Genomic DNA, 23,179 nt, shown 5'->3' with positions numbered 1-23,179 from the left:
CGGCGTTCCCCCGCGTGGAGCGACCGTCCGGCATCTCCCGGACCGCTCGGATGACCGAGGGCGCCCGGGCATGACGAAGGGGGCGATGCTCACGCACCGCCCCCTTCGAATCGTCTTACGCGGCGAGGTGCGCGAAGAGGAACCAGCGGTCCTTGTCGAGGCCGCGCTTGATCTCGATCGCGACGTCCTGGCTCGACATGTCGATCTCGTCGAGGCCCTCGATGGCGGCCTCGATGTCGACGAGCACCGCGTCGATGTCGGCGATCACCGCACGGATCACGACGTCGGACTGCGCGAATCCGGCAGGCACCTCGGTCGCCTTCGCCTTGGCGGCGACGGTGGACAGGCGCGAGTCGATCGGCAGGCCCAGGGCGACGATGCGCTCGGCCGCGAGGTCGGCCCAGTCCTGCGCGTGGGCGACCACGGTGTCGAGCAGCTCGTGGACGCCGATGAAGTTCGAGCCGCGAACGTGCCAGTGCGCCTGCTTGCCGTTGACAACGAGGGCCTCGAGGCCGATCACGACGGGGGAGAGGAACTGGGCCGTGCCGGCGGCCATCGTGGGGTCGACGGTGGTGGCGGCGGGGGTCTGAACGGTGCTCATGTCTGCTCCTTGTCGCAGTGAACGAAGTCTGATGGATGCAACGCTACTCACGCCCGAGCATTCCGCAAGCAAGATGAGGCTCGGCTAAATCCCCGGTGAGGAGGCAATCCTTACCTTCCTTCCGCCCCTCGCCGACGTCCTGCCGCGGCGCCGGCGATGAGGGCGGCGGCAGCAACGATGACGACCCCGACCGGAGCCGCGGGCGCACCCGTCCGGGGGAGCTCTGCGGGCGTGGGCCGCCCGGGGAGCTCCGCATCCGCGGTCGCCTCGGTCAGCTGCACCACCGGGGTCACCGTGGCCCGTCCCCGGCGCGAGTCGTTCTGCGCCTCCGCGTCGAGATGCAGTGCCATGTCGAGGCGCACCGTGCGCCCGGCCGGAATGATCTCGCTCACCCACGCGCCGTCTGGCGGCACCGGGACCGACGCCACGACCAACCGCAGAGCGTCCGCCAGCGCCCGGCTGGCAGGGTCGCCGTCGTCGGTGGTCTCGAGGCGCAGTCCCGCGCGAGCGGGGTCGGCACTGCCGTTGCGGATCCAGAGAGTGGCGACGCTGCTCGCCCCGGGGACGAGCGGTCCATCCGGTGCGAAGAGGCGGATGGAGCCGTCGGCGACGAAGTGCTCGCCGTCGTCGCTCACGAGGAGTCGCGGTGGAGAGGATCCGACGGGGTCGGCCCTCGCGGGCGCCGGGACCGCCACTGAGCACGACGCGGCCAGGATCGCCGCGACGACCACCATCGGGGTGCGCGAGCGGCGTCGAGGACGACGCAGGTCGAGAGCGAACAGCACCGCGCCCCACGCGATCACCGCGACACCGACGACGGCGATCGCCGCCCCGCGCTCCTGGCCGCCGAAGATGGCCGAAGGGTAGCCGAGCAGCGGGAGCGCGAGCACGACCGTGCCGCGGAGCTGCTCGCGTTGCACGGGAGGGTCGTCGAGGTCGTTCGCGTCACCACGGGTGATGAGAAGTCGGTCCCCGCTCGTGCTCGAGGTCGTCCCCACGACGCGGTGCGTCACCACGGCCGGCTCGCCCGACCGGATCTGGTAGGTCACGACATCGCCCACACGCACGGCGTCGAACGGCGTCGCGCGCACCGCGATGAGGCTCCCCGGCGGCATCCCGGGATTCATGCTGCCGGTGAGCACCGTGTAGGTCTGCGCGCCGAGGACGGCGGGCACGACGACGGTCAGGAGGGCGAACGCCGAGACGGCGATCAGAAGGATCGTCGACAGGATGCCGCGCACCCGGGCCATGCGTCCGGGGGAGGGCGGCGCGGGACGGCGATCGCGCCGGAGCCCGACGTTCACGGACACGCCGCACCCCCGAGGATGAAACCGAGGCCGTTCCCGGGGACGACGGTCTGCGCAGCGCTCGGCGACGACCGCCAGAGGCCGTTGATCGACACGGCCGCGACGGTGGGGTTCCCGGTCAGCAGGGTCACCACGCCGCCGAGCAGTCCGCCCTGCACGGTGACCGAGAACGTGTCTCCGGTCAGGGTGGCGTCCTGCACGCGCGCGAGCTCGGGGGGCTGACCCGTCCGCACGTTGGTGGCGATCACGGAGTACTCGTTCGCCCCCGTCACCCGCGCCCAGGTGAGGCGGGCGGCGGCGAGCCCGTTGACGGTCGTCGGCGTGCACGACAGCAGCGTCGGCGCACCGAGTGTGCCCGCGTTCAGGGCGGGCAGCGGGACGGGCGCGCTCACCTGCCACGCGGCGGATGCCGGGCTCGCGCCCGCCAGGGCCAGGATCAGCGCGGTCACCGCGACCGTGGTCCGCGCGTGTCGCCGCCGCGTCGTCACTGCACGACCTGGTCGGCGGTGACGACGACGGTCGGCGTGAGCGCCGTGCCCTGGAGGGAGGCGGGTGCATCCGCCGCGAGGGTGGCGCGCACGCACAGGTCGACCGACTGTCCCGGGCTGAAGCCGCCGGCCGGAGCGTAGGACGTTCCGGAGGCGATGACCGTCGCGCTTCCGCACGAGCCGAGGTAGACCCGCGTCGTCACGTACGCCGGGGCGGTGACGGTGGGCGTCAGACGCCAGCGCAGCGTCGTTCCGCCGGCGCCGGTCTCGGTGACCCGCAGCAGGGGGGTGTCGCTGGAGCGGTCGGGATACAGCGGCGTCCACGTCGACCAGTTCCCGACCCACTGGGTGGCGAGGTCGAACGACCCGGATGCCACGGGTCCCGCCGTCAGCGACGCCTGAGCGCGCCAGGAAGCCTGGGCGGCAGCGGTCCCGGTACCGAGCACCAGGGCCGCCGCGAGCACCGCCGCTGCGCGCAGTCGTCCGCGGGGGGACGCATCACGCGTCGACATCGAGGCACCGGGTCAGCTGGACGCCTGCGTGAGCGTGAAGGCGATGTCGTTGAGGTTGACGCTCTGGGTGGCTCCGGCACGGCCCGTCGTCCCGGGCTTGAAGGTGATGGTGAGGGTCGCCGTGGCGGCGCCGCTGTTGGCCGAGGTGAGGCGGTAGGTGTTCGTGCCGGTCGGCGTGCCGTAGCTGCTCACCGTGAGGACCACGTCGAGGTTGCTGCCCAGGGCTCCCGACGTGAACGTCGACCCCACCTCGGCCTTGAGGTCGGCGGCGATGGTGGTGCCCACCAGCGTCACGTCCAAGGGCTGGGTCAGGGTGAGGACGTCTCCGGGGACGATCTTGACGGTGGTCAGGTTGCTCACCGATTGCGCCGAGCCCAGCACGCCTTTCAGGCTCCACGTGCCCGTGCCGAGCGACAGGTTGAGATCACCCGCGCTCACGGGACCTGCGGTGAGCGCGGTCTGGGTCGACCAGTAGGCGTACGTCCCACCGCCCGCCGACAGCAGAGCAGCACCGACGGCGATCGCGAGGATGGCGGTGGTGCGCCGGGGCCGTCGGACGGGCCGGGCGGTGGGGGTGGGGGCGGGTGCTGTCGACGATGACATGACGACTCCAAGAGCGGGTGCGGCTGAGGTGGCTCCGAACCTACGAGGGCTCCGGCCGGCCGCCACTACCGGTTCAGGGTCGCCGGGTACCGTTTCGCTCGTCCCTCGGTAGTCGTGAGTAGTGCCCCGCGACGGCTAGCCTCGGCCCATGACGATCGCCCCCGATGCCTCCGTCCTGACCCTCGACGGTGCGACGCCCTCCCTGCACGGCAGTGTGTTCGTGGCATCCGGGGCACGTGTCGTGGGTGCGGTGACCCTCTCCGAGGGGGCGAGCGTCTGGTACAACGCCGTCCTTCGCGCCGACAGCGCCCCGATCATGGTCGGGCCGCGCAGTAACCTGCAGGACAACGTCTCGGTGCACGTCGATTCCGGCCACGGGGTCGTCATCGGCGCCGACGTATCGGTCGGCCACAATGCCGTCGTGCACGGATGCACGATCGACGACGGGTCGCTGATCGGCATGGGAAGCGTGGTGCTCTCCGGTGCGCACATCGGCGCGGGATCGCTCGTGGCCGGGGGCGCGGTAGTGCTGGAGGGGACGATCGTGCCGCCGGGGTCGCTGGTGGCGGGTGTTCCGGCGAAGGTGCGCCGCGAGCTCACGGCGGCGGAGCGCGAAGGAATCGTCCGCAACGCGGAAACCTACCTCAGGCACACGGTGCGCCACATCCACGCGCAACACGTCTGATCCAGCGCGCGGGACCGTCGGTGCGCGGGACGCGGTGCGCAGTGTGCGCGGCCCGATGTCTTCGCTCGCCGTCCGCCACCCGCCATGGGTGTGCGTCGCGAGCGAGGCGTGCATAGGGTGGGGCGATGACCATCACCACCCTCGAGCCCGGTGAGGTCTTCGTCTTCGGGTCGAACGCGGCCGGCGCGCACGGCGGGGGAGCGGCCCGGTTCGCCCTCGATCGTTTCGGGGCCGTGTGGGGACAGGGCGAGGGGCTGCAGGGTCGGTCTTACGCGATCGACACGATGTCGGGGCCGACCGTCTTCGAGGAGCAGGCGCGCCGATTCGTCGCGTTCGCCGCCGAGCACCCGGAACTGCGCTTCCTCCTCACCGAGGTGGGCTGCGGGATCGCCGGATACCGCCCCGAGCAGGTGGCGCCGTTTTTCGCGGGGGCCGGTCGCAACGTCGAACTGCCCGCGTCGTTCCGCCGCGTCCTGGCCCGCCGTGCCACCGCTGCCGAGGGAGAGGTCCCGTGATCGTCGCCCTCAGCACCGCCGTCCCTCTGCTGATTGCCGGGGCGCTCATCGCGTGGCTGGCCTACCGGTCCTCCCGCGGCACGCTGACCCGCAACCTCTGGATGGGCATCCGCACGACCTCCACGATGCGCAGCGACGAGGCGTGGCGGGTCGGACACACCGCGGCCGTCGTGCCGATGGCCGTGTCCGGCGCCGGTCTCATCGCGGCGGGAGCCGCGGCGATCGTCGCGGGCGAGGACGCGGCCGTATGGGCCGCGATGGCCGGCTGCGCGTGGGCGGTCGTGTGGCTTCTCGTCGCCGCGGTCGTGGCCCGGCGGGCGGTGGAACGGATGGATGCCGATACCGGGCGCTGATCGGAAGGAGCCGTGATTGTCGCATCGACGGGGGAGTGGAGGGGCTGACGAGAATCGAACTCGCATCATCTGTTTGGAAGACAGAGGCTTTACCACTAAGCTACAGCCCCGAATTCCGCCGCTCATGACGAGCCGCGGAGTCGGACTCGACTATTCTACGACACGGCGCAGGCGGTCGCGAACGCACCCGGTCGACGCGGATGCCGATTTCGCCCCGCACCGCGAGAAAACCGGCGGTCCCGGGTCGATCGACTAGACTTTCCGAGGTCGTTTCGTCGAACGCGTTCGCGCGCGTCGCCCCGGGGCGTAGCTCAGCTTGGTAGAGCGCCCGCTTTGGGAGCGGGAGGCCGCAGGTTCAAATCCTGTCGCCCCGACGCAACGGCCCCACAGACCACAGGCCCACACGGCCCCCGCGTGCGCGCGGGCCACACGAGGAGAACACACCGCATGGTCAACAGCACCGTCGAGCAGCTCAGCCCCACCCGGGTCAAGCTCCACATCACGGTCTCGCCCGACGAGCTCAAGCCGAGCATCGCCCACGCCTACGAGCACATCGCCCGCGACGTGCAGATCCCCGGCTTCCGCAAGGGCAAGGTCCCCGCGCCGATCATCGACCAGCGCATGGGCCGCGGCGCCGTCATCGAGCACGCCGTCAACGAGGGTCTCGACGGGTTCTACCGTCAGGCCGTCGAGGCGCAGGACCTCCGCGTCATCGGCCGCCCGAGCGCCGAGATCGTCGAGCTCCCCGAGCTGAAGGACTTCTCCGGCGACCTCGTCGTCGATGTCGAGGTCGACGTGCGCCCCGAGTTCGAGCTGCCCGCGTACGACACCATCACGGTGACCGTCGACGCGGCATCCGCCGACGAGGCCGGCATCGACGCCGAGCTCGACCGCCTGCGCGCCCGCTTCGGCACGCTCGTCACGGTCGACCGTCCGGCCACCAGCGGCGACTTCGTCGAGCTCGACCTCGTCGCCACGATCGACGGCAACGAGATCGACCGCGCCGAGGGCGTGTCGTACGAGATCGGCTCCGGCGAGCTGCTCGAGGGCATCGACGAGGCGATCGAGTCGCTCACCGCCGACGAGCAGACCACCTTCCGCTCGAAGCTCGTCGGTGGCGAGCACGCCGGCGAAGAGGCCGAGGTCGCCGTCACCATCAAGGCCGTCAAGGAGCGCGAGCTCCCCGACGCCGACGACGACTTCGCCCAGATGGCGTCCGAGTTCGACACCATCGCCGAGCTCCGCGAGTCGCTCAGCGAGCGCGTGTCGCAGCAGGCCGTGTTCACGCAGGGTTCGGCCGCGCGCGACAAGTTCATCGACGCCCTCCTCGAGGCCGTCGAGATCCCCGTGCCCCCGCAGCTCATCGAGGACGAGGTGCACAACCACCTCGAGGGCGAGAACCGCCTCGAAGACGACGAGCACCGCGCCGAGGTCACCGAGGCGAGCGAGAAGCAGTTCCGCACGCAGATGGTGCTCGACAAGATCGCCGAGGACGCCAACGTCCAGGTGTCGCAGGACGAGCTGACGCAGTACCTCATCCAGTCGGCTGCGCAGTACAACATGGCGCCGCAGGACTTCGTCAACGCGCTGCAGCAGGGCAACCAGCTCCCCGCGCTCGTCGGCGAGGTGGCCCGCAACAAGGCCCTCGCGATCGCGCTCGGCAAGGTCACCGTCGTCGACACCGACGGCAAGCCCGTCGACCTGACCGGTTTCGTCGCCGTCGAGGGCGAAGAGCCCGTCGAGGGTGACGACGCCGCGGACGAGGCGCCGGCCGAGGAGGCCGCCGCTGAGGAGGCCCCCGCGAAGGCTCCGGCCAAGAAGCGCGCCCCCGCGAAGAAGAAGGCCGACGCTGACGCGGCTCCCGCCGAGGAGGCCGCCGCTGAGGAGGCCCCCGCGAAGGCTCCGGCCAAGAAGCGCGCCCCGGCCAAGAAGAAGGCCGACGCCGCCGACAGCGAGTAAGTCACGACGGAGGGGGCGGATGCCACGGCATCCGCCCCCTTCTTCGTTCCCGGATTCCGGTGAGCGTCCACGACACGCCCTCCCGCGCCCCGCTCGCGCGTCGTGTCGACGCTCGACATCCGGGTCCCCGACCCCTGTTGAGCGTCCAGAACACGCCGCGCGTCCCGACGGTCAGCGGCGTGTCCTGGACGCTCGACATACCTGACGAGAGATGGATGCGAGAGATGGACGACTGGCAGAGCAGAGTGGATGCCGTCTGGGCTGATGAGGCGCTCAGCCCCACCGAGGTGATCTCGCGGATCGACGAGCTTGCCGCCGAGCGACCCGACGACGATGCCGTGGCGCTCTTCGAGCGGGCGGGAGCACGCGACTCCGCGGGCGTCGAGGGCGAGGCCGAGGTGTTGTACCGTCGCGCGCTCGAGATCGGCCTCGACGACGAGCGCCGCACCTGCGCGACGATCCAGCTCGCCAGCACCATCCGCAACCTCGGCAAGACGGAGGAGGCGCTCGAGATGCTCCGGGCGGAGTACGAGCGCGAGCCGCGCGGGGAGCTGCACGACGCGGCTGCCGCCTTCTACGCCCTCGCGCTGGTGTCGAGCGGGGAGCCGGAGCGGGCGGCATCCGTCGCTCTCCAGGCCCTCGCGCCGCACCTGCCGCGCTATACCCGTTCCGTGGCCGGATACGCGCGAGAAATCGCCGACGATCCGCGCTGATCCGCCCGCGGCGAACACGGCATCCCGCCCCCGGACCCGCCGGTAGATTCGTTGCAGATCACCGGAAGAGGAGCACACATGCCCGAACCCCTTATGGCAACGAGCGTCTTCGACAGGCTGCTGAAGGACCGCATCATCTGGCTCGGTTCGGAGGTGCGCGACGAGAACGCGAACGAGATCTGCGCCAAGATCCTGCTGCTCGCGGCAGAGGACCCGCAGAAGGACATCTACCTCTACATCAACTCGCCCGGCGGCTCGATCACGGCCGGCATGGCGATCTACGACACGATGCAGTTCGTGCCGAACGACATCGTCACCGTCGGCATCGGCATGGCGGCGTCGATGGGCCAGCTGCTGCTGACCAGCGGCACCAAGGGCAAGCGCTACATCACGCCCAACGCGCGCGTGCTGCTGCACCAGCCCCACGGCGGCTTCGGCGGCACGTCGAGCGACATCCAGACGCAGGCGCAGCTCATCCTCGACATGAAGCGCCGCCTCGCCGAGATCACGGCGAACCAGACCGGCAAGAGCGTCGAGCAGATCAACGCCGACGGTGACCGCGACCGCTGGTTCACCGCTCAGGAGGCCCTCGAGTACGGCTTCGTCGACCACATGCGCGAGCACGCCACCGACGTCACCGGCGGCGGCGGAACCGCGGCCTGAGTCGAGAGGAAAAGGACACCGACATGAACATCCCCACCTTCGGCGGCGCAGCGGCCCACATGCCCTCGAGCCGCTACGTCCTTCCTCAGTTCGAGGAGCGCACGGCCTACGGCTACAAGCGCCAGGACCCCTACAACAAGCTGTTCGAGGACCGCGTCATCTTCCTGGGCGTCCAGGTCGACGACGCCTCGGCCGACGACGTCATGGCCCAGCTGCTCGTGCTCGAGTCGCAAGACCCCGACCGCGACATCATCATGTACATCAACTCGCCCGGCGGCTCGTTCACGGCCATGACGGCGATCTACGACACCATGCAGTACGTCTCGCCGCAGATCCAGACCGTGGTTCTCGGTCAGGCCGCGTCCGCGGCATCCGTGCTCCTGGCCGCCGGCGCGCCCGGCAAGCGTCTCGCCCTGCCGAACGCCCGCATCCTGATCCACCAGCCCGCCATGGGCGAGGCCGGTCACGGGCAGGCGTCCGACATCGAGATCCAGGCGCAGGAGATCCTCCGCATGCGCACCTGGCTCGAGGAGACGATGGCCCGCCACACCGGTCAGGACGTCTCGAAGGTCAACAAGGACATCGACCGCGACAAGATCCTCTCCGCCGCCGAGGCGATGGAGTACGGCATCGTCGACCAGGTGCTCACGACCCGCAAGCGTCAGCCCGCGGCCCTCACCGCCTGACACGCTCGCGACACGACGAAGCCCCGCAGATCCGTTTCGGTCTGCGGGGCTTCGTCGTGCGCGGGGCGCTCGGCGTGAGTCGCCGGAATTCGCCGCCTCCGGCGATGCGGGAGCGACAGATCCCGGCGACTCACGCGGGGGAGCGGCGGGATGCCGGGCGTCCGCCGTCGGCGATCACGACACCGCCGGGCGCGCAAATGCCCTCGGATGTCGCGGGCTCGGGTTAGGCTCGGGTACACACCGGCGGGGGCCGGGTGACGGGAGGAACCGGCATGGCACGCATCGGTGAGAGCGCCGACCTGTTCAAGTGCTCCTTCTGCGGCAAGAGCCAGAAGCAGGTGCAGCAGCTGATCGCCGGTCCCGGCGTGTACATCTGCGACGAGTGCGTGGAGCTCTGCAACGAGATCATCGAAGAGCGCATGGCCGAGTCCTCGGCCGGTGAGGTCGCCGAATTCGACCTGCCCAAGCCGCGCGAGATCTTCTCCTTCCTCGAGGAGTACGTCGTCGGTCAGGAGCCCGCCAAGCGCGCCCTGGCCGTCGCCGTCTACAACCACTACAAGCGCGTCCGCGCGCACGGCACGCTGCAGCCCGCCGAGGCGCGCGCCGAAGAGATCGACATCGCCAAGAGCAACATCCTGCTGCTGGGCCCCACGGGCTGCGGCAAGACCTACCTCGCCCAGACGCTCGCGAAGCGCCTCAACGTGCCGTTCGCGGTGGCGGATGCCACGGCCCTCACCGAGGCCGGCTACGTCGGAGAAGACGTCGAGAACATCCTGCTCAAGCTCCTCCAGGCCGCCGACTTCGACGTCAAGCGCGCCGAGCAGGGCATCATCTACATCGACGAGGTCGACAAGATCGCCCGCAAGGCCGAGAACCCCTCGATCACGCGCGACGTGTCGGGTGAGGGCGTGCAGCAGGCGCTCCTGAAGATCCTCGAGGGCACCGTCGCCTCGGTTCCGCCGCAGGGGGGCCGCAAGCACCCGCATCAGGAATTCATCCAGATCGACACGACGAACGTGCTGTTCATCGTGGCCGGTGCCTTCGCGGGGCTCGAGGAGATCATCTCCGCCCGCGTCGGCAAGCACGGCGTCGGTTTCGGCGCTCCGCTGCAGCGCAAGGAGGACGCGCCCGATCTCTTCAGCGAGGCGCTGCCCGAAGACCTGCACAAGTTCGGTCTGATCCCCGAGTTCATCGGTCGTCTGCCCGTCGTGGCATCCGTCTCGCCGCTGGATCAGGAGGCGCTGATGGAGATCCTCACCGCGCCCCGCAACGCCCTCGTCAAGCAGTACCAGCGCATGTTCGAGCTCGACGGCGTGCAGCTCGAGTTCGACGACGACGCGCTGCGCGCGATCGCCGACCTCGCGGTGGCCCGCAAGACGGGTGCGCGCGGTCTGCGCGCGATCCTCGAGGACGTGCTCGGCCCCATCATGTTCGACGTGCCCTCGGCCGACGACATCGCGAAGGTCGTCATCACCCGCGCGGCCGTCGAAGACGGAGCCCAGCCGACGATCGTGCTGGCGCAGAAGCGCCGCAGCGCCTGAGCGATCCCGCGGGGCGTCGGGCCCGGCGCGCCCCGTCGCCCGCGGCAGGATGGGGACATGCTCCCCGACCTGCAGCTTCCCGTCGTCCTGCCCATCCGCGCCGGCCACGTCAGCGTGCGTCGCGCGACAACGGACGACCTCTCCGCTCTCGTGGCCTTGCTCTCGGACGATCCGATCAGCGCTGCGCGCGGCGACCGCGGCGATGATCTCGACCTCGAGGCCTACGCCGGCGCCTTGACGGGGGTCCTCGACGCCCCGCTGAACGACCTCCTCGTCGTGGATGCCGCTGACGCGGCCGTCGTCGGGACGCTCCAGCTGACCCTCATTCCCGGTATGGCGCGCCGAGGCGCCACGCGTCTGCTCGTCGAGGCGGTGCGCGTGTCGTCGAGCGCGCGCTCCGGCGGTATCGGCAGCGCCGTAATGCGCTGGGTCATGCACGAGGCCGCCCCGGCGACCGGGGCGACCCTCGTGCAACTGACCTCCGATGCGGCACGCGTCGACGCGCATCGGTTCTACACGCGGCTGGGCTTCGCGGACTCGCACATCGGGTTCAAGTACTCCGTCGGAAGCTGAACCGGCGGATTCCTCAGCCGGCGAGACCGCGTCGCTCGAGGAGCGGCTGGATCTCGGCATCCCGACCCCGGAAGTCGCGGTACGCGGCGAGAGGATCGCCGGACCCACCGACCCCCAGCAGCCTCCGGCGGAAGCGGTCGCCGTTCTCGCGCGTGAGTCCGCCGTTCTCACGGAACCACTCCACGGTGTCGGCGTCGAGCACCTCGCTCCAGATGTAGGAGTAGTACCCGGCGCTGTACCCGCCCGAGAACACGTGCGCGAAATACGTCGACGCGTAGCGGGTGGGAATGGCGGGGTTGTCGAGGCCGATGTCGGCGAGGGCTCGCGCCTCGAACTCCGCCACATCGATGTCCGCCGAGGCCTGGTCGACCGAGAGGCCGTGCCACGCCTGGTCGATCCAGGACGCCGCGAGGTACTCGCTCGTCGCGAAGCCCTGGTTGAACGCCTCGGAGGCGTGCAGTCGCTCGACGACATCGGCGGGGAGCGGCTCGTCGGTTTCGATGTGGCGGGCGTAATTCGTGAGGATCTCGGGCCAGAGGATCCACATCTCGTTCACCTGGCTGGGGAACTCGACGAAGTCGCGGTAGACGGCCGTGCCGCCGAAATGCGGATAGGTCACGGTCGCGAAGAGCCCGTGCAGGGCGTGGCCGAACTCGTGGAAGAGGGTGGTGACCTCGTCGAGCGTCAGCAGCGTCGGGGTTCCGGGAGCGGGCTTGTTGACGTTGAGGTTGTTGACCACCACCGGGGCCGTGCCGCGGAGCCGGGACTGCGTCACGATCGAGTTCATCCACGCGCCCCCGCGCTTGGTGTCGCGCGTATACAGGTCGAGCAGGAACAGCCCGAGCTCGCTGCCGTCGGCATTGTGCACCTCGAACACGCGCACGTCGGGGTGGTACCCCTGCAGGTCGTGGCGCTCGGTCATGCGGATGCCGTAGAGCTGCTCGGCGGCGAAGAACACGCCGTCGCGCAGCACGCGCTCGGCCTCGAACCACGGCCGAAGGGCCGCGCGATCGAGGTCGTACCGTTCGGCGCGCACCTTCTCGGTGTAGAACGCCCAGTCGTGGGCGTCGATCCGGATGCCGTCGGCATCCGCGATCTCCTGCAGGGCGTCCTGCTCGGAGCGGGCGTTGGCCGCTGCGGGGGCGGCGAGCCGTCGCAGCAGGTCGCGCGCGGCATCCGGAGACCCCGCCGTCTGATCCGCGAGGACGGCCGCCGCGTGCGAGGGGTAGCCGAGAACGGCGGCGCGCTCGGCGCGCAGGCGCACGATCTCGCGGAGGACCCCGCGGTTGTCGTTGTCATTGCCGCGTGCGGCGCGGGAGCGCGACGCCTCGAGCAGGCGGCGGCGGCTCTCTCGATTCGTCAGCGAGGCGAGGAGCGGGTGCCCCGTGTACAGGGTGAGGGTGACGACGTAGCGGCCGTCGAGTCCGCGGCTGGTCGCTGCCTGAGCAGCGGCGGACAGCTCGCCGTCGCTGAGCCCGTCGAGTTCGGCGGCGGTGTCGAACACCACGGCGAGGTCGTTCGTGTCGGCGAGGAGGTTCTTCTCGAAGGTGTTCGTGAGCACCGAGAGTCTCTGATTGAGCTCGGTCAAGCGCTGCTTCTCGGCGTCGTCGAGGCCGGCTCCCGCGAGCGACATCTCGCGGTGGTACCGCTCGACGAGGTAGCGGCTCTCGGCGTCGAGATCGAGGTCGTCGAGCTGCGCGTGCACGGCGGCGATGCGGGCGAACAGCGCGGAGTCGAGCTGGATGGCGTCGCGGTGTGCCGACATGAGCGGAGCGAGCTCCTCTTCGACGGCCTGGATCTCCGCGGTGCCGTCAGCACCGGTGACGGTGTAGAACGTGCGGCTCACACGACCGAGCAGTTCGCCGCTGCGCTCGAGCGCGACGAGCGTGTTCTCGAAGGTCGGCGCATCGGACTGCGCGGTGATCGTGTCGATCTCGTCGCGCTGTGCGGCGAAGCCTGCCTGGAACGCGGGCAGGTAGTGCTCGACGCGGATGCTGCCGTACGGCGGCAGATCGTAGGGGAGCGAGGGCGGCGCGAGGAGGGGATTGGGGGCATCCGTCATCGGTCCAGCCTAGGCGGCGTGCCGTCCGCGGTCACGGCCGCGGCTCCTCCGCGGCGACGGCATGACGCGCTCAGCCACCCGGGGCGGAGGGTCCTGAGCCTGTCGAAGGGACCGGGCCCTCTCGACGTCGAACGAGAGAGCCCGCCGTCCGCCCGGAGGCGGCGGCGGGCTCTCGCCGGCGACGACGGCTCAGGCGAACTCGGCGTCGTCGTCGTACCGCACGACGACCTCGCCCGAGGCCTCCTGCGACACGATGACCCCCGTGTCGAGCTCGGCCACGGGGCGTCCTTCGAGGAAGGTCAGCGTCCACCGCGGCGCGGGGGCGCTCAGACCGTCGGGGTTGAGCGCGGCCTCGACCGCGGCGATCTGAGCGTGCAACACCTCGGGAACGGCCTTCGGCGGCTGCTCACGGGCGGTCCAGCGGGTTCCGAGCTGCATCAGGCCTCCTGGGGTGCGAACACGATGTCGGTGACGGTGGTGGTGTCGGCCTCGGCGAACGAGATCGTCTCGATGCGCCCGACCGCGCGCAGGTCACCCTCGGCGAGACGCAGGGCCTCGACGTTCGGACCCGACACGATCAGCGAGGTGACCGGCGTCTTCTGCGAGGCCTTGGCTTCGGTCTTGGCGCGACGGATGCCGATGAGTGCGGCGCTCACCGCGGTCAGCACCGCGGGGTCACCCTCGATGCCGAGCGGCTCGGGCCAGGAGGCGGTGTGCACCGATCCCTCTTCGAACCACGACCACACCTCTTCGGACGCGAACGAGAGGACGGGGGCGAACAGGCGCACGAGCGTCGACAGGGCCGTCCGCAGGGCAAGGGCGGCCGAGGCCTGACCCACGTCGGCCTGGTCGTAGGCGCGCTCCTTCACGAGCTCGAGGTAGTCGTCGCAGAACGTCCAGAAGAACGACTCGGTGACCTCGAGAGCCCGCGCGTGGTCGTACGCCTCGAAGGCGGCGGTGGCGTCGCGCACGACGGCATCCAGTGTCGCGAGCATCGACGCGTCCAGCGCGTGCGTGACCTGGGCTCCCTCGGGCACCGGGAACGACAGCACGAACTTCGCGGCGTTCAGCAGCTTGATCGCGAGGCGGCGGCCGATCTTCACCTGCGTCGGGTTCTGCGGGTCGAACGCCGCGTCGGTGCCGAGGCGGCTCGACGCCGACCAGTAGCGCACGGCGTCGGAGCCGTGCTGCTTGAGGATGTCGGCGGGCGTCACGACATTGCCCTTCGACTTCGACATCTTCTTGCGGTCGGGGTCGACGATGAAGCCCGAGATCGCGGCATCCGACCAGGGGCTCCGGTCGTCCTCGAGTGCGCTGCGCAGCATCGTGGAGAAGAGCCAGGTGCGGATGATGTCCTGTCCCTGCGGGCGCAGGTCGAACGGCGAGACGAGGTTCCACAGCTCCTCGTCGCGCTGCCAGCCACCGGCGAGCTGCGGGGTGAGCGAGGACGTCGCCCACGTGTCGAGGATGTCGCGCTCGGCGTCGAAGCCGCCGGCGACGCCCCGCTGGTCCTCGGTGTACCCCGGAGGCACGTCGGTCGTCGGGTCGACGGGGAGCGAGGCGAGATCGGGCGTCAGCACGCGCGCGTAGTCCCGCTCGCCGTTCTCGTCGAGGCCGTACCAGACGGGGATCGGCACACCGAAGAAGCGCTGGCGCGACACGAGCCAGTCGCCGGTGAGGCCGTTGGTCCAGTTCTCGAAGCGCACGCGCATGAAGTCCGGATGCCAGGACATCTCCCGGCCGAGGGCCACCAGACGCTCGCGCAACTCGGCATCCCGAGCGCCGTTGCGGATGTACCACTGGCGCGTCGACACGATCTCCAGCGGGCGGTCGCCCTTCTCGAAGAACTTCACGGGGTGGGTGAAGGGCTTGGGGGCGCCCTCCATGGCGCCGGACTCCTGCAGGAGCTCGACGATGCGCTTCTTGGCGCTGAACACCGTCTTGCCCGCGAGTTCCGCGTACGCCGTCTTCGCGGCATCCGTCACGATCACATCGGGGGCCTCGGCGACGATGCGACCGTCCTTGCCGATGATCGTGCGGTTCGGCAGGTCGAGCTCGCGCCACCAGATGATGTCGGTCACGTCGCCGAAGGTGCAGATCATGGCGATGCCCGATCCCTTGTCCTTCTGCGCGAGGGGGTGCGCGAGCACGGGCACCTCGACGTCGAACAGCGGGGTGCGCACCGTGGTGCCGAACAGCGGCTGGTAGCGCTCGTCATCCGGGTTCGCCACGAGCGCCACGCACGCCGGCAGCAGCTCGGGGCGGGTGGTCTCGATGAACACGTCGCCCGAGCCGTCGGTCTTGGCGAAGCCGACGCGGTGGTAGGCGGCGGGCTGGTCGCGGTCCTCGAGCTCGGCCTGGGCGATCGCGGAGCGGAAGTCCACGTCCCACAGCGTGGGGGCGAGCGCCTGGTAGGCCTCGCCGCGCTCGATGTTGCGCAGGAACGCCAGCTGACTCGTGCGGATCGAGTCGTCGGAGATGGTGCGGTAGGTCTGTGTCCAGTCGACGCTGAGGCCCAGCTCGCGGAACAGCTCCTCGAACTGCTTCTCGTCCTCGATGGTGAGCTGCTCGCACAGCTCGATGAAGTTGCGGCGGCTGATGGGCACCTGGTCGGCGGCCTTGCTGCTCTTGTTGTCGCCGCCCGCGAACGGCGGGGTGAAGTCGGCGTCGTAGGGGAGCGAGGGGTCGCAGCGCACGCCGTAGTAGTTCTGCACGCGGCGCTCGGTCGGCAGGCCGTTGTCGTCCCAGCCCATCGGGTAGAACACCGTCTTGCCGCGCATGCGCTCGAAGCGCACCTTCACGTCCGTGTGCGTGAACGAGAACACGTGGCCGATGTGAAGGCTTCCGGATGCCGTCGGCGGCGGGGTGTCGACCGAGTACACGCCCTGACGGCCCGCTTCGGCTGCGCGCAGGCGGTCGAAGACGTACGTGCCGCGCTCGTTCCACGCGGCATCCCACTTCTGCTCGAGGCCTTCCAGCGCGGGCTTGTCGGGGATGGTGGCAGCCATGGGGTACTCCTCGAGCGATATGGGCGGCACTGTGTGAGCGTGCCTGATGGGTGTGGGGTCCAGGATACCGGGGTCGCGGGCGGCACGTGGGTCTGCGGAGGGTGTGGCGGGAGCTGGTCGTGAACGAGACAGGGCGAGGGTGCTCCGACCGCCGCCCTAGCGTTCGCGATCTGCCCAGCGTCAGTCGTGTTCGAGGTTCGGTGACGGAGCGGAGGCGGATTGCGAACGGGGAGCGGTGATAGGAGAGGGCGGACAGTGTCAATGCCCGCGGAGTGGACGGGAGATCGGGTTCGACAGACGCTCGGCGACCCTTCCTCCCCAGGGCTCCGTGCTTCCACGGATCGTCCTATCGGCCCCGGTGGCTCTCCGCGAGCGGACACGATGGACGGTATGCACCCTCCGCCGACTCTTCAAATCGCCGATCGTGTGGCGCTGCTCGGCGGCGTCGCCCGCTCGACACGGCTCCTCGACGAGGGACACAGCAAGCATCACCTGGCCCGCGCGGTGGAGAAGGGACTGCTCTTCCGCGTGCAACGCAACTGGGTGGCCGTTCCCGGTGCGGATCCACTTCTCGTCGCAGCGGCCCGTACGGGCGTCGTTCTTTCTTGCGTCACCGCGGCTCAGCGTCTGAAGCTTTGGGTCGCAGATTCGCCGGAGCTCCCGCATGTCGCCTACCGCGGGTCGGGTCGGGTGCGTGGGCCCGCAGCCGTCGTCCATTGGCAGCGCCCCGTCGTCCCGAGGCATCCTGACGCCCTCGAAGACGGGGTGGAGAACGTGCTCATGACGGTCGCAGCGTGTCAGCCCGACGAACGGGCGCGAACGGTGTGGGACTCGGCGCTCAACCAGCGACTCATCGACGTGGAGGTTTTGCGGCGGCTGCCGTGGACGGGAGCGGCGCGGCGCCTCGCCGACGAGGCGTCGCCGTGGGCCGACTCCGGGCTCGAGACCATCTTCATCGTTCGGTTGCGGTGGTTGCATCTCCCCGTCCGCCTGCAGATCTGGATCGCGGGTCATCGCGTCGACGTGCTGATCGGCGAGCGTCTCGTGGTCAGATCGACGGCGCGCACCACGTCGGCGCACAGCGGACTTCCGACATCGATCACGACGCGCAGCTCATGCTGATGGGCTATCACGTCATCCGAGTCGGATACGCCCAGGTCATGCACCAGTGGGAGGACGTGCAGGAGCGGATCATGCGTGCCGTCGCGCAAGGCCTGCACAAGGCCTGACGCACGGCCGACCGGGAGAGGTGGGCGCCGTCCTGGCGAGGGTCGAGGCCCGGTGCCGTCGCAGGGTCAACGATCTGCCCTGAGGCGGGTGCCGTCCAAGGAGGCGACTGATCGTGCGCCGATCACTGACCCCGGGCGGATCGCTCAGGGGGGGCCGGGGTTGACGCTCGGTGCCTCTGCCGGCTCAGTGATCTGCTCCGGGTAAGTGCGGTGGCGGGGAGGCGACTGATCGGAGGCCGATCACTGACCCAGGGCCGACGACCGCACAACGGCCGATCGCCCCGCACGGGCAGATCGCGCGGCGCCGCAGCCGCCACTTTCCGCACCCGGTCCAGGAACATCGGTAGGCTGGAGGTTCCCCACCCGATACCTCGAGGTTTCGTCATGCCCTCTCAGCTTTCCCGCCGCGTCCTTTCGGCCGTGGCCGTCGGCGCGGTCGCCGCTCTTTCCCTCTCCGCCTGCGCCGGGTCCGACCCGGCGGCATCCGGTGACGGCGAGATCGTCTGGGCCATCGAGGGCGCGAACCTCTCGGCCGGCAAGATGGACCCGCAGACCAGCCAGCTCGACGTCACCGCGATGGTGCAGCGTGCCGTGCTCGACTCGCTCGTGTTCCAAGAGGCCGACGGATCGTTCTCGCCCTGGCTCGCCGAGTCGTGGGACATCGAGGACGGCGGCGCGAGCTACCTCTTCCGCCTGCGCGACGACGTGACCTTCCACGACGGCACGCCCTTCGACGCGGCCGCGGTCAAGGCGAACTTCGACCGCATCGTCGACCCCGACACCGCATCCGCCCAGGCCGCGAGCATGCTCGGCGGCGAGCTGTACGCGGGCACCGACGTCGTCGACGAGCACACCGTGCGCGTGCGGTTCACGCAGCCGTACGCGCCGTTCCTGCAGGCCGCGAGCACGGCGCTGCTCGGCTTCTACTCTCCGAAGGTGCTCGAAACCAAGGCCGACCAGCTCGCCGCGGGCGGTCCCGACGTCACCGTCGGCACGGGCCCCTTCGAGCTGACCGAGTACACGCCCGACCAGGACATCGTCTACACCCGCAACGACGACTACACCTGGGGTCCCGACGGCGCCGGCGCGCCGACCTTCAAGACGCTGCGCGTCGACATCCTCCCCGAGGCCTCGGTGCGCGTGGGGGCGCTCTCCAGCGGCCAGGCGGACGTCGTGACCAACCTGCCGCCGAACCTCGTGTCGCAGGTGCCGGCCGACGACACCGTCCAGTCGATCGCCTACCCGGGCCTGCCCTACTCGCTCTTCCTCAACGAGAAGTACGGTGTCTTCGCCGACCAGAAGGTGCGCCAGGCGTTCACCCGTGCGATCGACGTCGACACCGCCGTGAGCGAGATCTTCTTCGGCCAATACCCTCGCGCGTGGAGCATCCTCGGCGCCACCACCCCCGGCTACGACGCGAGCCTCGAGAACTCGTGGCCCTTCGATCCGGCCGCCGCGAACGCCCTGCTCGACGAGGCCGGCTGGACCGGACGGGATGCCGACGGCATCCGCACCAAGGACGGCCAGCGCCTCACGGCCCGCTGGATCGCCTGGACCCCCGTGCCCGACGACCGCGCCGCGCTGGCCAACGCCGTGCAGAGCGACCTGAAGGCCGTGGGCTTCGACCTGCAGCGCGAGGTGCTCGAGCCGGGCGCGTACAACGAGCAGTACGGCCCGAAGACCTACGACGTCACCGACTGGGGCTTCTCCGGCGTCGACCCCGACCTGCTGCGCAGCCACCTCGCGACCGACGGGTTCCAGAACGCCTCGCAGGTGAGCGACCCGGCGATCGACGCCCTCCTCGAGCAGGGCGCCTCGACCACCGACACGGCCGCGCGCAACGACGTGTACGCCCAGGTGCAGCAGTGGAACGCCGAGCACGCCGCAATCGTGCCCCTGTACAGCCCCACGCTGATCAGCGCCGTGCGCCCCGACGTCACCGGGCTGAGCTTCGACCTCTACGGTCGTCCGCTCTTCGCCACCGCCACGGTCGGCTGAGCGCCCCTCCGACGACGGATACCGGATGCCACGCTCTCGCCCGCGCGCGATCCTCACGCGCATCGGCGGGCTCGTGGCATCCGTGATCCTGGTCCTGTGGGGGGCGGCGACCCTGGCGTTCGTGGCCTTCCGCGTCATCCCGGGCGATCCCGTCGAGGTGATGCTCGGGCCGCAGGCGCAGGTGAGCGATGCGGTCAAGGCGGCGATGCGCAGCGATCTCGGCCTCGACCGCCCGGTGCTCGAGCAATATGCGGCGTTCCTCGGTCGCCTCGCCCGCGGCGACCTGGGCGAGTCGTACCAGCTGCGCCTGCCCGTGACCGAGGTGATCGGCCGGCAGCTCGGACCGACCCTGCAGCTCTCGGCGCTCGCTCTGGTGATCGCGCTGGTGCTGGCCCTGGCATCCGCTCTGCTCGTGCGCGGGCGGACGGGCCGGGCCGTGGCATCCGGAATCGAGCTCGTGGTGCTGTCGTCGCCGGTGTTCTGGACGGGGCTCGTGCTGCTCAGCGTGTTCTCGTTCCAGCTGGGGTGGTTCCCGGTGTCGGGGGCGCGGGACGGCGCAGCGATCGTGCTCCCCGCGGTGACGCTGGCCCTGCCCGTCGCGGCCCTGCTGTCGCAGGTGCTGCGCGACGGCGTCGAGGCGGCCGAGCGCGAACCGTTCCTGCTGACCGTGCGGGCCCGCGGCGCGGGGGCGGTGCGCGAGAGCGTGCACCACACGCTGCGGCACGCGGGCGTCGGGGGACTCACCCTCGCGGCCTACCTCGTCGGATCCCTGCTGGGCGGGGCGGTGCTGGTCGAGACCGTGTTCGCCCGACCGGGCATCGGCCGCGTGACGCTCACCGCCATCACCGACCGCGACCTGCCCGTGATCACCGGGGTGATCCTGCTCAGCGCGCTCGTCTTCGTCGTGGTCAACACGATCGTCGACCTCGTCGTGCCCCTCATCGACCCGCGGCTGCGTTCCGCGGGACCTGCCCTCGGCACGCGGACGGCGGTGCCGTCGTGAGCGGGCGCGCGACGAGCCGCGCCGGACGAACGGCGGCGCTGGGCGCCGCGGGCGTGGTGCTCGCGGCCATCGCCCTCGCCGCCGTCGCGCCGACGCTGCTGGCGACCCATGACCCGCTGCTCACCGACGTGCGCTCCGCGCTGCAGCCGCCCAGCGCGGCGCACTGGTTCGGCACCGATCAGAGCGGCCGCGACGTCTACTCGCGCGTCGTGCACGGGGCAGGGCGCTCGGTCGGCATCGGCCTGCTCGCCACCACCCTGGCGCTCGCGGTCGGCGTCGTGGCGGGCTCGTTGTCGGCCGTGGCGCCGCGCTTCGTCGACGCGGCCGTGATGCGTGTGGTCGACGTGCTGCTGGCCTTCCCCGAGTTCCTCGTGGCGCTGCTCGTGGTGGCGGTGCTCGGTCCCGGCGCGGTCAACGTCGCGATCGCGGTGACGATCGCGGCGGTTCCGGTGTACGTGCGACTCGCGCGCGCGCAGACGCGCTCGCTCGCGGCGGCCGAGCACGTCGAAGCGGCGCGCCTCATCGGCGTTCCCGCCCCCGTGGTGCACGTGCGCCACGTGCTGCCGGGGGTGCTCGGTGCCGTCAGCGTGCTCGCGACCATCGGGATCGGAACGAGCATCCTCGCCGCCGCGGGGCTCAGCTTCCTGGGACTCGGTCCCACCGAGCCGACGCCGGAGTGGGGCCTCATGCTCTCCGCGGGGCGCAACCTCCTGCTGCAGGCCCCGTGGGTGGCGCTGTTCCCGGGGGTGGCGATCACCGCGACCGTGGTGAGCGTCAGCGTCATCGGCCGCATCCTCCGCGCACGGGTCGAGGAGCGGGGCGCATGAGCGGCGTACGGGTGCGGGGCTTACGGATCGAGGGTCCGTCGGGCGCGATCGTCAGCGGTCTCGACCTCGACGTCGCGCCGGGGGAATGCGTCGCGATCGTCGGCGAATCGGGCACCGGCAAATCGGTGAGCGCCCGGGCGCTGCTGGGGCTCACGCCGACGAACCTGCGAAGCACGGCCGACGAGCTCGAGATCGATGGCGTCGACGCGCGCGGCTTCGGCGAGAGGCAGTGGAGAGGGCTCCGCGGTCGTCGCATCGCGCTGGTGTCGCAGGACGCCCTCGTCTCGCTCGATCCTCTGCGCCGCATCGGTGCCGAGGTCGCCGAGCCGGTCCGCATCCACGAGCCCGCGGTGCGCGGTGCCGCTCTCGCCACCCGGGTGCGCGACAGCCTCGAGCGCGTGGCGATGCCGGAGCCCGACGAGCGTGCGCGGCACTACCCGCACGAGCTGTCGGGGGGCCTTCGTCAGCGCGCGCTCATCGCCTCCGCGCTGGCGGCGCACCCCGCGGTGCTGGTCGCCGACGAACCCACGACGGCACTGGATGCCACCGTGCAGGCCCGCGTGCTGGGCCTGCTCCGCCGCATCGCCGACGACGGCGTGGCGGTCGTGTTCATCAGCCACGATCTCGGTGCGGTCGCCCGGGTCGCCGATCGCATCGTCGTCATGCACGAGGGACGCGTCATCGAGACCGGTGCGACGGCCGAGGTGCTGGCATCCCCTCGCGATCCGCACACGCGAGCGCTCGTGGCGGCGGTCTCGCACGAGCCGCTCGGCCGGGCCCCGCGCACCGACGAGCCCCTGATGAGCGCCGAGGGCCTCGTCAAGCGTTTCGACGATCGCGTGGCGGTCGACGGCGTCTCGCTCGCGGTGCGCCGCGGGCGCACCCTCGCGGTGGTGGGGGAGTCGGGCTCGGGCAAGACGACCCTCGCCCGCATGATCGTGGGGGTGACGGATCCGGATGCCGGGTCGCTGCGCTTCGACGCCCGTCCCTGGTCATCGCGGGTCGCCGTCGGCGCCGCGCGCACGCGCGTGCAGCTGGTGCAGCAAAATCCGTGGGGCGCGCTCGACCCGCGATGGACGGTCGGACGAACCCTGACCGAGGCCGTCGCCGCCGGAGGGGTGCCGCGCAGGGGGCGCCGCGCCGCCGTCGCCGCGCTGCTGGACGAGGTCGGGCTCTCCCCGGGGTTCGTGCGCCGTCGTCCCGCACAGCTTTCCGGCGGGCAACGGCAGCGCGTGGCGATCGCTCGCGCCCTGGCGGTATCGCCCGATCTTCTCGTGCTCGACGAGCCCGTGTCGGCCCTCGACGCCTCGGTGCGGGCGCGCATCCTCGACCGCCTCCTCGCGCTGCAGGCCGAGCGCGACCTCGCGATGGTGTTCATCACGCACGACCTCGACGTGGTCGCCGCGATCGCCGACGACGTCATCGTGATGAAGGACGGTCGAGTGGTCGACTCGGGCGCCGTCTCGTGCGTCTTCGCCGACCCCGGGCACCCCTTCACGCGCGAGCTGCTCGCCGCCGCCGGCCTGGGCCCCGCGGCATCCTGAGCCCGCTCCGGGTCGCCGGCCCCCGCAGCCGCATCCCTTCCCCCGCGCCCGCCCCGCGGCCGCACGCCCTCCGCACGCCGCGCCCGGCGCCCGGGCCCGCCCCCGTCGAGCGTTGAGCGTTGAGCGTTGAGCGTCCACGAAACGCCGCATCGCTCCGTGCCGTGCGGCGTGTCGTGGACACTCGACCTGAGCGGCGTCCGGTACCTCCTGACAACCGCCGCGTAAGACGCCCGGCTCGCGTAGAATGGGGGGAACGGCGTCGATCCGGCCATCACCGGGGAGCTCGTGGAAGAAACGGGTCCAGGCCCG

23 protein-coding genes and 2 tRNA genes are annotated in these 23,179 nt (G+C 70.8%); 16 read left to right on the top strand and 9 right to left on the bottom strand.

Annotation, left to right across the window (positions count from 1 at the left end; all coding sequences use genetic code 11):
- Positions 1-115: 115 nt before the first annotated feature.
- The 5 genes from ACFZA2_RS11060 to ACFZA2_RS11040 form a co-directional block, all read right to left on the bottom strand.
- Positions 116-601: a Dps family protein gene (locus ACFZA2_RS11060; protein WP_076675873.1), complete on the bottom strand. Its 486-nt coding sequence runs from the start codon at positions 599-601 to the stop codon at positions 116-118.
- A gap of 110 nt (positions 602-711) precedes the next feature.
- On the bottom strand, positions 712-1,911 hold the full coding sequence (locus ACFZA2_RS11055) for a signal peptidase I (RefSeq protein ID WP_391404470.1): 1,200 nt from the start codon (positions 1,909-1,911) through the stop codon (positions 712-714).
- Positions 1,902-2,357, bottom strand: coding sequence for a hypothetical protein (locus tag ACFZA2_RS11050; RefSeq protein ID WP_391404467.1), 456 nt, complete (start codon positions 2,355-2,357; stop codon positions 1,902-1,904). Before ACFZA2_RS11050 ends, ACFZA2_RS11055 begins: the two co-directional genes overlap by 10 nt.
- Before the next feature lie 35 nt (positions 2,358-2,392).
- A complete protein-coding gene (locus ACFZA2_RS11045; protein WP_391404464.1) occupies positions 2,393-2,908 on the bottom strand; it encodes a hypothetical protein in 516 nt (171 codons plus the stop codon).
- 12 nt (positions 2,909-2,920) lie between these two features.
- Complete coding sequence (locus ACFZA2_RS11040) at positions 2,921-3,511, bottom strand: alternate-type signal peptide domain-containing protein (RefSeq protein ID WP_391404461.1); 591 nt, start codon at positions 3,509-3,511, stop codon at positions 2,921-2,923.
- Positions 3,512-3,659: 148 nt separating this feature from the next.
- Between ACFZA2_RS11040 and ACFZA2_RS11035 the strand changes: the two genes are divergently transcribed.
- The 3 genes from ACFZA2_RS11035 to ACFZA2_RS11025 all read left to right on the top strand — a co-directional run bounded on the left by ACFZA2_RS11035 (position 3,660) and on the right by ACFZA2_RS11025 (position 5,064).
- Complete coding sequence (locus ACFZA2_RS11035) at positions 3,660-4,196, top strand: gamma carbonic anhydrase family protein (protein ID WP_391404458.1); 537 nt, start codon at positions 3,660-3,662, stop codon at positions 4,194-4,196.
- Between the two features lie 125 nt (positions 4,197-4,321).
- On the top strand, positions 4,322-4,711 hold the full coding sequence (locus ACFZA2_RS11030; protein ID WP_391404455.1) for a hypothetical protein: 390 nt from the start codon (positions 4,322-4,324) through the stop codon (positions 4,709-4,711).
- Positions 4,708-5,064: an SdpI family protein gene (locus ACFZA2_RS11025; RefSeq protein WP_391404452.1), complete on the top strand. Its 357-nt coding sequence runs from the start codon at positions 4,708-4,710 to the stop codon at positions 5,062-5,064. The genes ACFZA2_RS11030 and ACFZA2_RS11025 overlap by 4 nt, the downstream gene beginning before the upstream one ends.
- 36 nt (positions 5,065-5,100) lie before the next feature.
- Here the strand turns inward: ACFZA2_RS11025 and ACFZA2_RS11020 are convergent.
- Positions 5,101-5,174: transfer RNA gene (locus ACFZA2_RS11020), tRNA-Gly, on the bottom strand.
- A gap of 190 nt (positions 5,175-5,364) precedes the next feature.
- Between ACFZA2_RS11020 and ACFZA2_RS11015 the strand changes: the two genes are divergently transcribed.
- The 7 genes from ACFZA2_RS11015 to ACFZA2_RS10985 all read left to right on the top strand — a co-directional run bounded on the left by ACFZA2_RS11015 (position 5,365) and on the right by ACFZA2_RS10985 (position 11,199).
- Positions 5,365-5,438 (top strand) — tRNA-Pro (locus ACFZA2_RS11015).
- 73 nt (positions 5,439-5,511) lie between these two features.
- Complete coding sequence (gene tig, locus ACFZA2_RS11010; RefSeq protein WP_391404449.1) at positions 5,512-7,023, top strand: trigger factor; 1,512 nt, start codon at positions 5,512-5,514, stop codon at positions 7,021-7,023.
- Positions 7,024-7,202: 179 nt separating this feature from the next.
- Positions 7,203-7,736, top strand: a complete 534-nt coding sequence (locus tag ACFZA2_RS11005) for a tetratricopeptide repeat protein (RefSeq protein ID WP_391404446.1) — start codon at positions 7,203-7,205, stop codon at positions 7,734-7,736.
- A 78-nt stretch (positions 7,737-7,814) separates the two neighbouring features.
- Positions 7,815-8,399 carry an ATP-dependent Clp protease proteolytic subunit gene (locus ACFZA2_RS11000; RefSeq protein WP_058231493.1) on the top strand — a complete coding sequence of 195 codons (585 nt, stop codon included), beginning with the start codon at positions 7,815-7,817 and terminating at the stop codon, positions 8,397-8,399.
- A gap of 23 nt (positions 8,400-8,422) precedes the next feature.
- Positions 8,423-9,085, top strand: coding sequence for an ATP-dependent Clp protease proteolytic subunit (locus tag ACFZA2_RS10995; RefSeq protein WP_315995588.1), 663 nt, complete (start codon positions 8,423-8,425; stop codon positions 9,083-9,085).
- Between the two features lie 272 nt (positions 9,086-9,357).
- On the top strand, positions 9,358-10,626 hold the full coding sequence (gene clpX / locus ACFZA2_RS10990) for an ATP-dependent Clp protease ATP-binding subunit ClpX (RefSeq protein ID WP_391404441.1): 1,269 nt from the start codon (positions 9,358-9,360) through the stop codon (positions 10,624-10,626).
- Positions 10,627-10,683: 57 nt separating this feature from the next.
- On the top strand, positions 10,684-11,199 hold the full coding sequence (locus ACFZA2_RS10985) for a GNAT family N-acetyltransferase (RefSeq protein WP_391404438.1): 516 nt from the start codon (positions 10,684-10,686) through the stop codon (positions 11,197-11,199).
- Positions 11,200-11,212: 13 nt separating this feature from the next.
- Here ACFZA2_RS10985 and ACFZA2_RS10980 read toward each other — a convergent pair whose 3' ends face one another.
- The 3 genes from ACFZA2_RS10980 to valS all read right to left on the bottom strand — a co-directional run bounded on the left by ACFZA2_RS10980 (position 11,213) and on the right by valS (position 16,269).
- A complete protein-coding gene (locus ACFZA2_RS10980; protein WP_391404435.1) occupies positions 11,213-13,261 on the bottom strand; it encodes a M3 family metallopeptidase in 2,049 nt (682 codons plus the stop codon).
- A gap of 189 nt (positions 13,262-13,450) precedes the next feature.
- Positions 13,451-13,699, bottom strand: a complete 249-nt coding sequence (locus ACFZA2_RS10975; protein WP_391404432.1) for a hypothetical protein — start codon at positions 13,697-13,699, stop codon at positions 13,451-13,453.
- Positions 13,699-16,269 (bottom strand): valine--tRNA ligase, encoded by a 2,571-nt coding sequence (valS, locus tag ACFZA2_RS10970; protein ID WP_391404429.1) that lies wholly within the window; start codon positions 16,267-16,269, stop codon positions 13,699-13,701. Before valS ends, ACFZA2_RS10975 begins: the two co-directional genes overlap by 1 nt.
- 390 nt (positions 16,270-16,659) lie before the next feature.
- Here valS and ACFZA2_RS10965 point away from each other — a divergent pair, with 390 nt between their 5' ends.
- From ACFZA2_RS10965 to ACFZA2_RS10940, 6 genes are all read left to right on the top strand, one after another.
- A complete protein-coding gene (locus ACFZA2_RS10965) occupies positions 16,660-17,391 on the top strand; it encodes a DNA/RNA helicase (protein WP_391405336.1) in 732 nt (243 codons plus the stop codon).
- Positions 17,322-17,498, top strand: a complete 177-nt coding sequence (locus ACFZA2_RS10960) for a DUF559 domain-containing protein (RefSeq protein WP_391405288.1) — start codon at positions 17,322-17,324, stop codon at positions 17,496-17,498. Before ACFZA2_RS10965 ends, ACFZA2_RS10960 begins: the two co-directional genes overlap by 70 nt.
- Before the next feature lie 384 nt (positions 17,499-17,882).
- Positions 17,883-19,496, top strand: coding sequence for an ABC transporter substrate-binding protein (locus tag ACFZA2_RS10955; RefSeq protein WP_391404426.1), 1,614 nt, complete (start codon positions 17,883-17,885; stop codon positions 19,494-19,496).
- 25 nt (positions 19,497-19,521) lie between these two features.
- Positions 19,522-20,499, top strand: a complete 978-nt coding sequence (locus ACFZA2_RS10950) for an ABC transporter permease (RefSeq protein WP_391404423.1) — start codon at positions 19,522-19,524, stop codon at positions 20,497-20,499.
- Positions 20,496-21,326 carry an ABC transporter permease gene (locus tag ACFZA2_RS10945; protein ID WP_391404420.1) on the top strand — a complete coding sequence of 277 codons (831 nt, stop codon included), beginning with the start codon at positions 20,496-20,498 and terminating at the stop codon, positions 21,324-21,326. Before ACFZA2_RS10950 ends, ACFZA2_RS10945 begins: the two co-directional genes overlap by 4 nt.
- Positions 21,323-22,870 (top strand): dipeptide ABC transporter ATP-binding protein, encoded by a 1,548-nt coding sequence (locus tag ACFZA2_RS10940; RefSeq protein ID WP_391404417.1) that lies wholly within the window; start codon positions 21,323-21,325, stop codon positions 22,868-22,870. The genes ACFZA2_RS10945 and ACFZA2_RS10940 overlap by 4 nt, the downstream gene beginning before the upstream one ends.
- Positions 22,871-23,179: the final 309 nt, after the last annotated feature.

Origin of the sequence: Microbacterium sp. NPDC007973 (genome assembly GCF_042958465.1) — a bacterium.
Taxonomy (GTDB): domain Bacteria; phylum Actinomycetota; class Actinomycetes; order Actinomycetales; family Microbacteriaceae; genus Microbacterium; species Microbacterium galbum.
This window is presented reverse-complemented; position numbering and strand designations above follow the sequence as displayed.

Bases quoted from the DNA above. Each gene is read 5' to 3' on its own strand.
- ACFZA2_RS10965 (WP_391405336.1), top strand. From the start codon at position 16,660: ATGCACCCTCCGCCGACTCTTCAAATCGCCGATCGTGTGGCGCTGCTC.
- ACFZA2_RS11035 (WP_391404458.1), top strand. From the start codon at position 3,660: ATGACGATCGCCCCCGATGCCTCCGTCCTGACCCTCGACGGTGCGACG.
- ACFZA2_RS11040 (WP_391404461.1), bottom strand. From the start codon at position 3,511: ATGTCATCGTCGACAGCACCCGCCCCCACCCCCACCGCCCGGCCCGTC.
- ACFZA2_RS10995 (WP_315995588.1), top strand. From the start codon at position 8,423: ATGAACATCCCCACCTTCGGCGGCGCAGCGGCCCACATGCCCTCGAGC.
- ACFZA2_RS11030 (WP_391404455.1), top strand. From the start codon at position 4,322: ATGACCATCACCACCCTCGAGCCCGGTGAGGTCTTCGTCTTCGGGTCG.
- tig (WP_391404449.1), top strand. From the start codon at position 5,512: ATGGTCAACAGCACCGTCGAGCAGCTCAGCCCCACCCGGGTCAAGCTC.
- ACFZA2_RS10975 (WP_391404432.1), bottom strand. From the start codon at position 13,699: ATGCAGCTCGGAACCCGCTGGACCGCCCGTGAGCAGCCGCCGAAGGCC.
- ACFZA2_RS11000 (WP_058231493.1), top strand. From the start codon at position 7,815: ATGCCCGAACCCCTTATGGCAACGAGCGTCTTCGACAGGCTGCTGAAG.
- ACFZA2_RS10940 (WP_391404417.1), top strand. From the start codon at position 21,323: ATGAGCGGCGTACGGGTGCGGGGCTTACGGATCGAGGGTCCGTCGGGC.
- ACFZA2_RS11045 (WP_391404464.1), bottom strand. From the start codon at position 2,908: ATGTCGACGCGTGATGCGTCCCCCCGCGGACGACTGCGCGCAGCGGCG.
- valS (WP_391404429.1), bottom strand. From the start codon at position 16,269: ATGGCTGCCACCATCCCCGACAAGCCCGCGCTGGAAGGCCTCGAGCAG.
- ACFZA2_RS10950 (WP_391404423.1), top strand. From the start codon at position 19,522: ATGCCACGCTCTCGCCCGCGCGCGATCCTCACGCGCATCGGCGGGCTC.
- ACFZA2_RS10985 (WP_391404438.1), top strand. From the start codon at position 10,684: ATGCTCCCCGACCTGCAGCTTCCCGTCGTCCTGCCCATCCGCGCCGGC.
- clpX (WP_391404441.1), top strand. From the start codon at position 9,358: ATGGCACGCATCGGTGAGAGCGCCGACCTGTTCAAGTGCTCCTTCTGC.
- ACFZA2_RS10980 (WP_391404435.1), bottom strand. From the start codon at position 13,261: ATGACGGATGCCCCCAATCCCCTCCTCGCGCCGCCCTCGCTCCCCTAC.
- ACFZA2_RS11060 (WP_076675873.1), bottom strand. From the start codon at position 601: ATGAGCACCGTTCAGACCCCCGCCGCCACCACCGTCGACCCCACGATG.
- ACFZA2_RS10955 (WP_391404426.1), top strand. From the start codon at position 17,883: ATGCCCTCTCAGCTTTCCCGCCGCGTCCTTTCGGCCGTGGCCGTCGGC.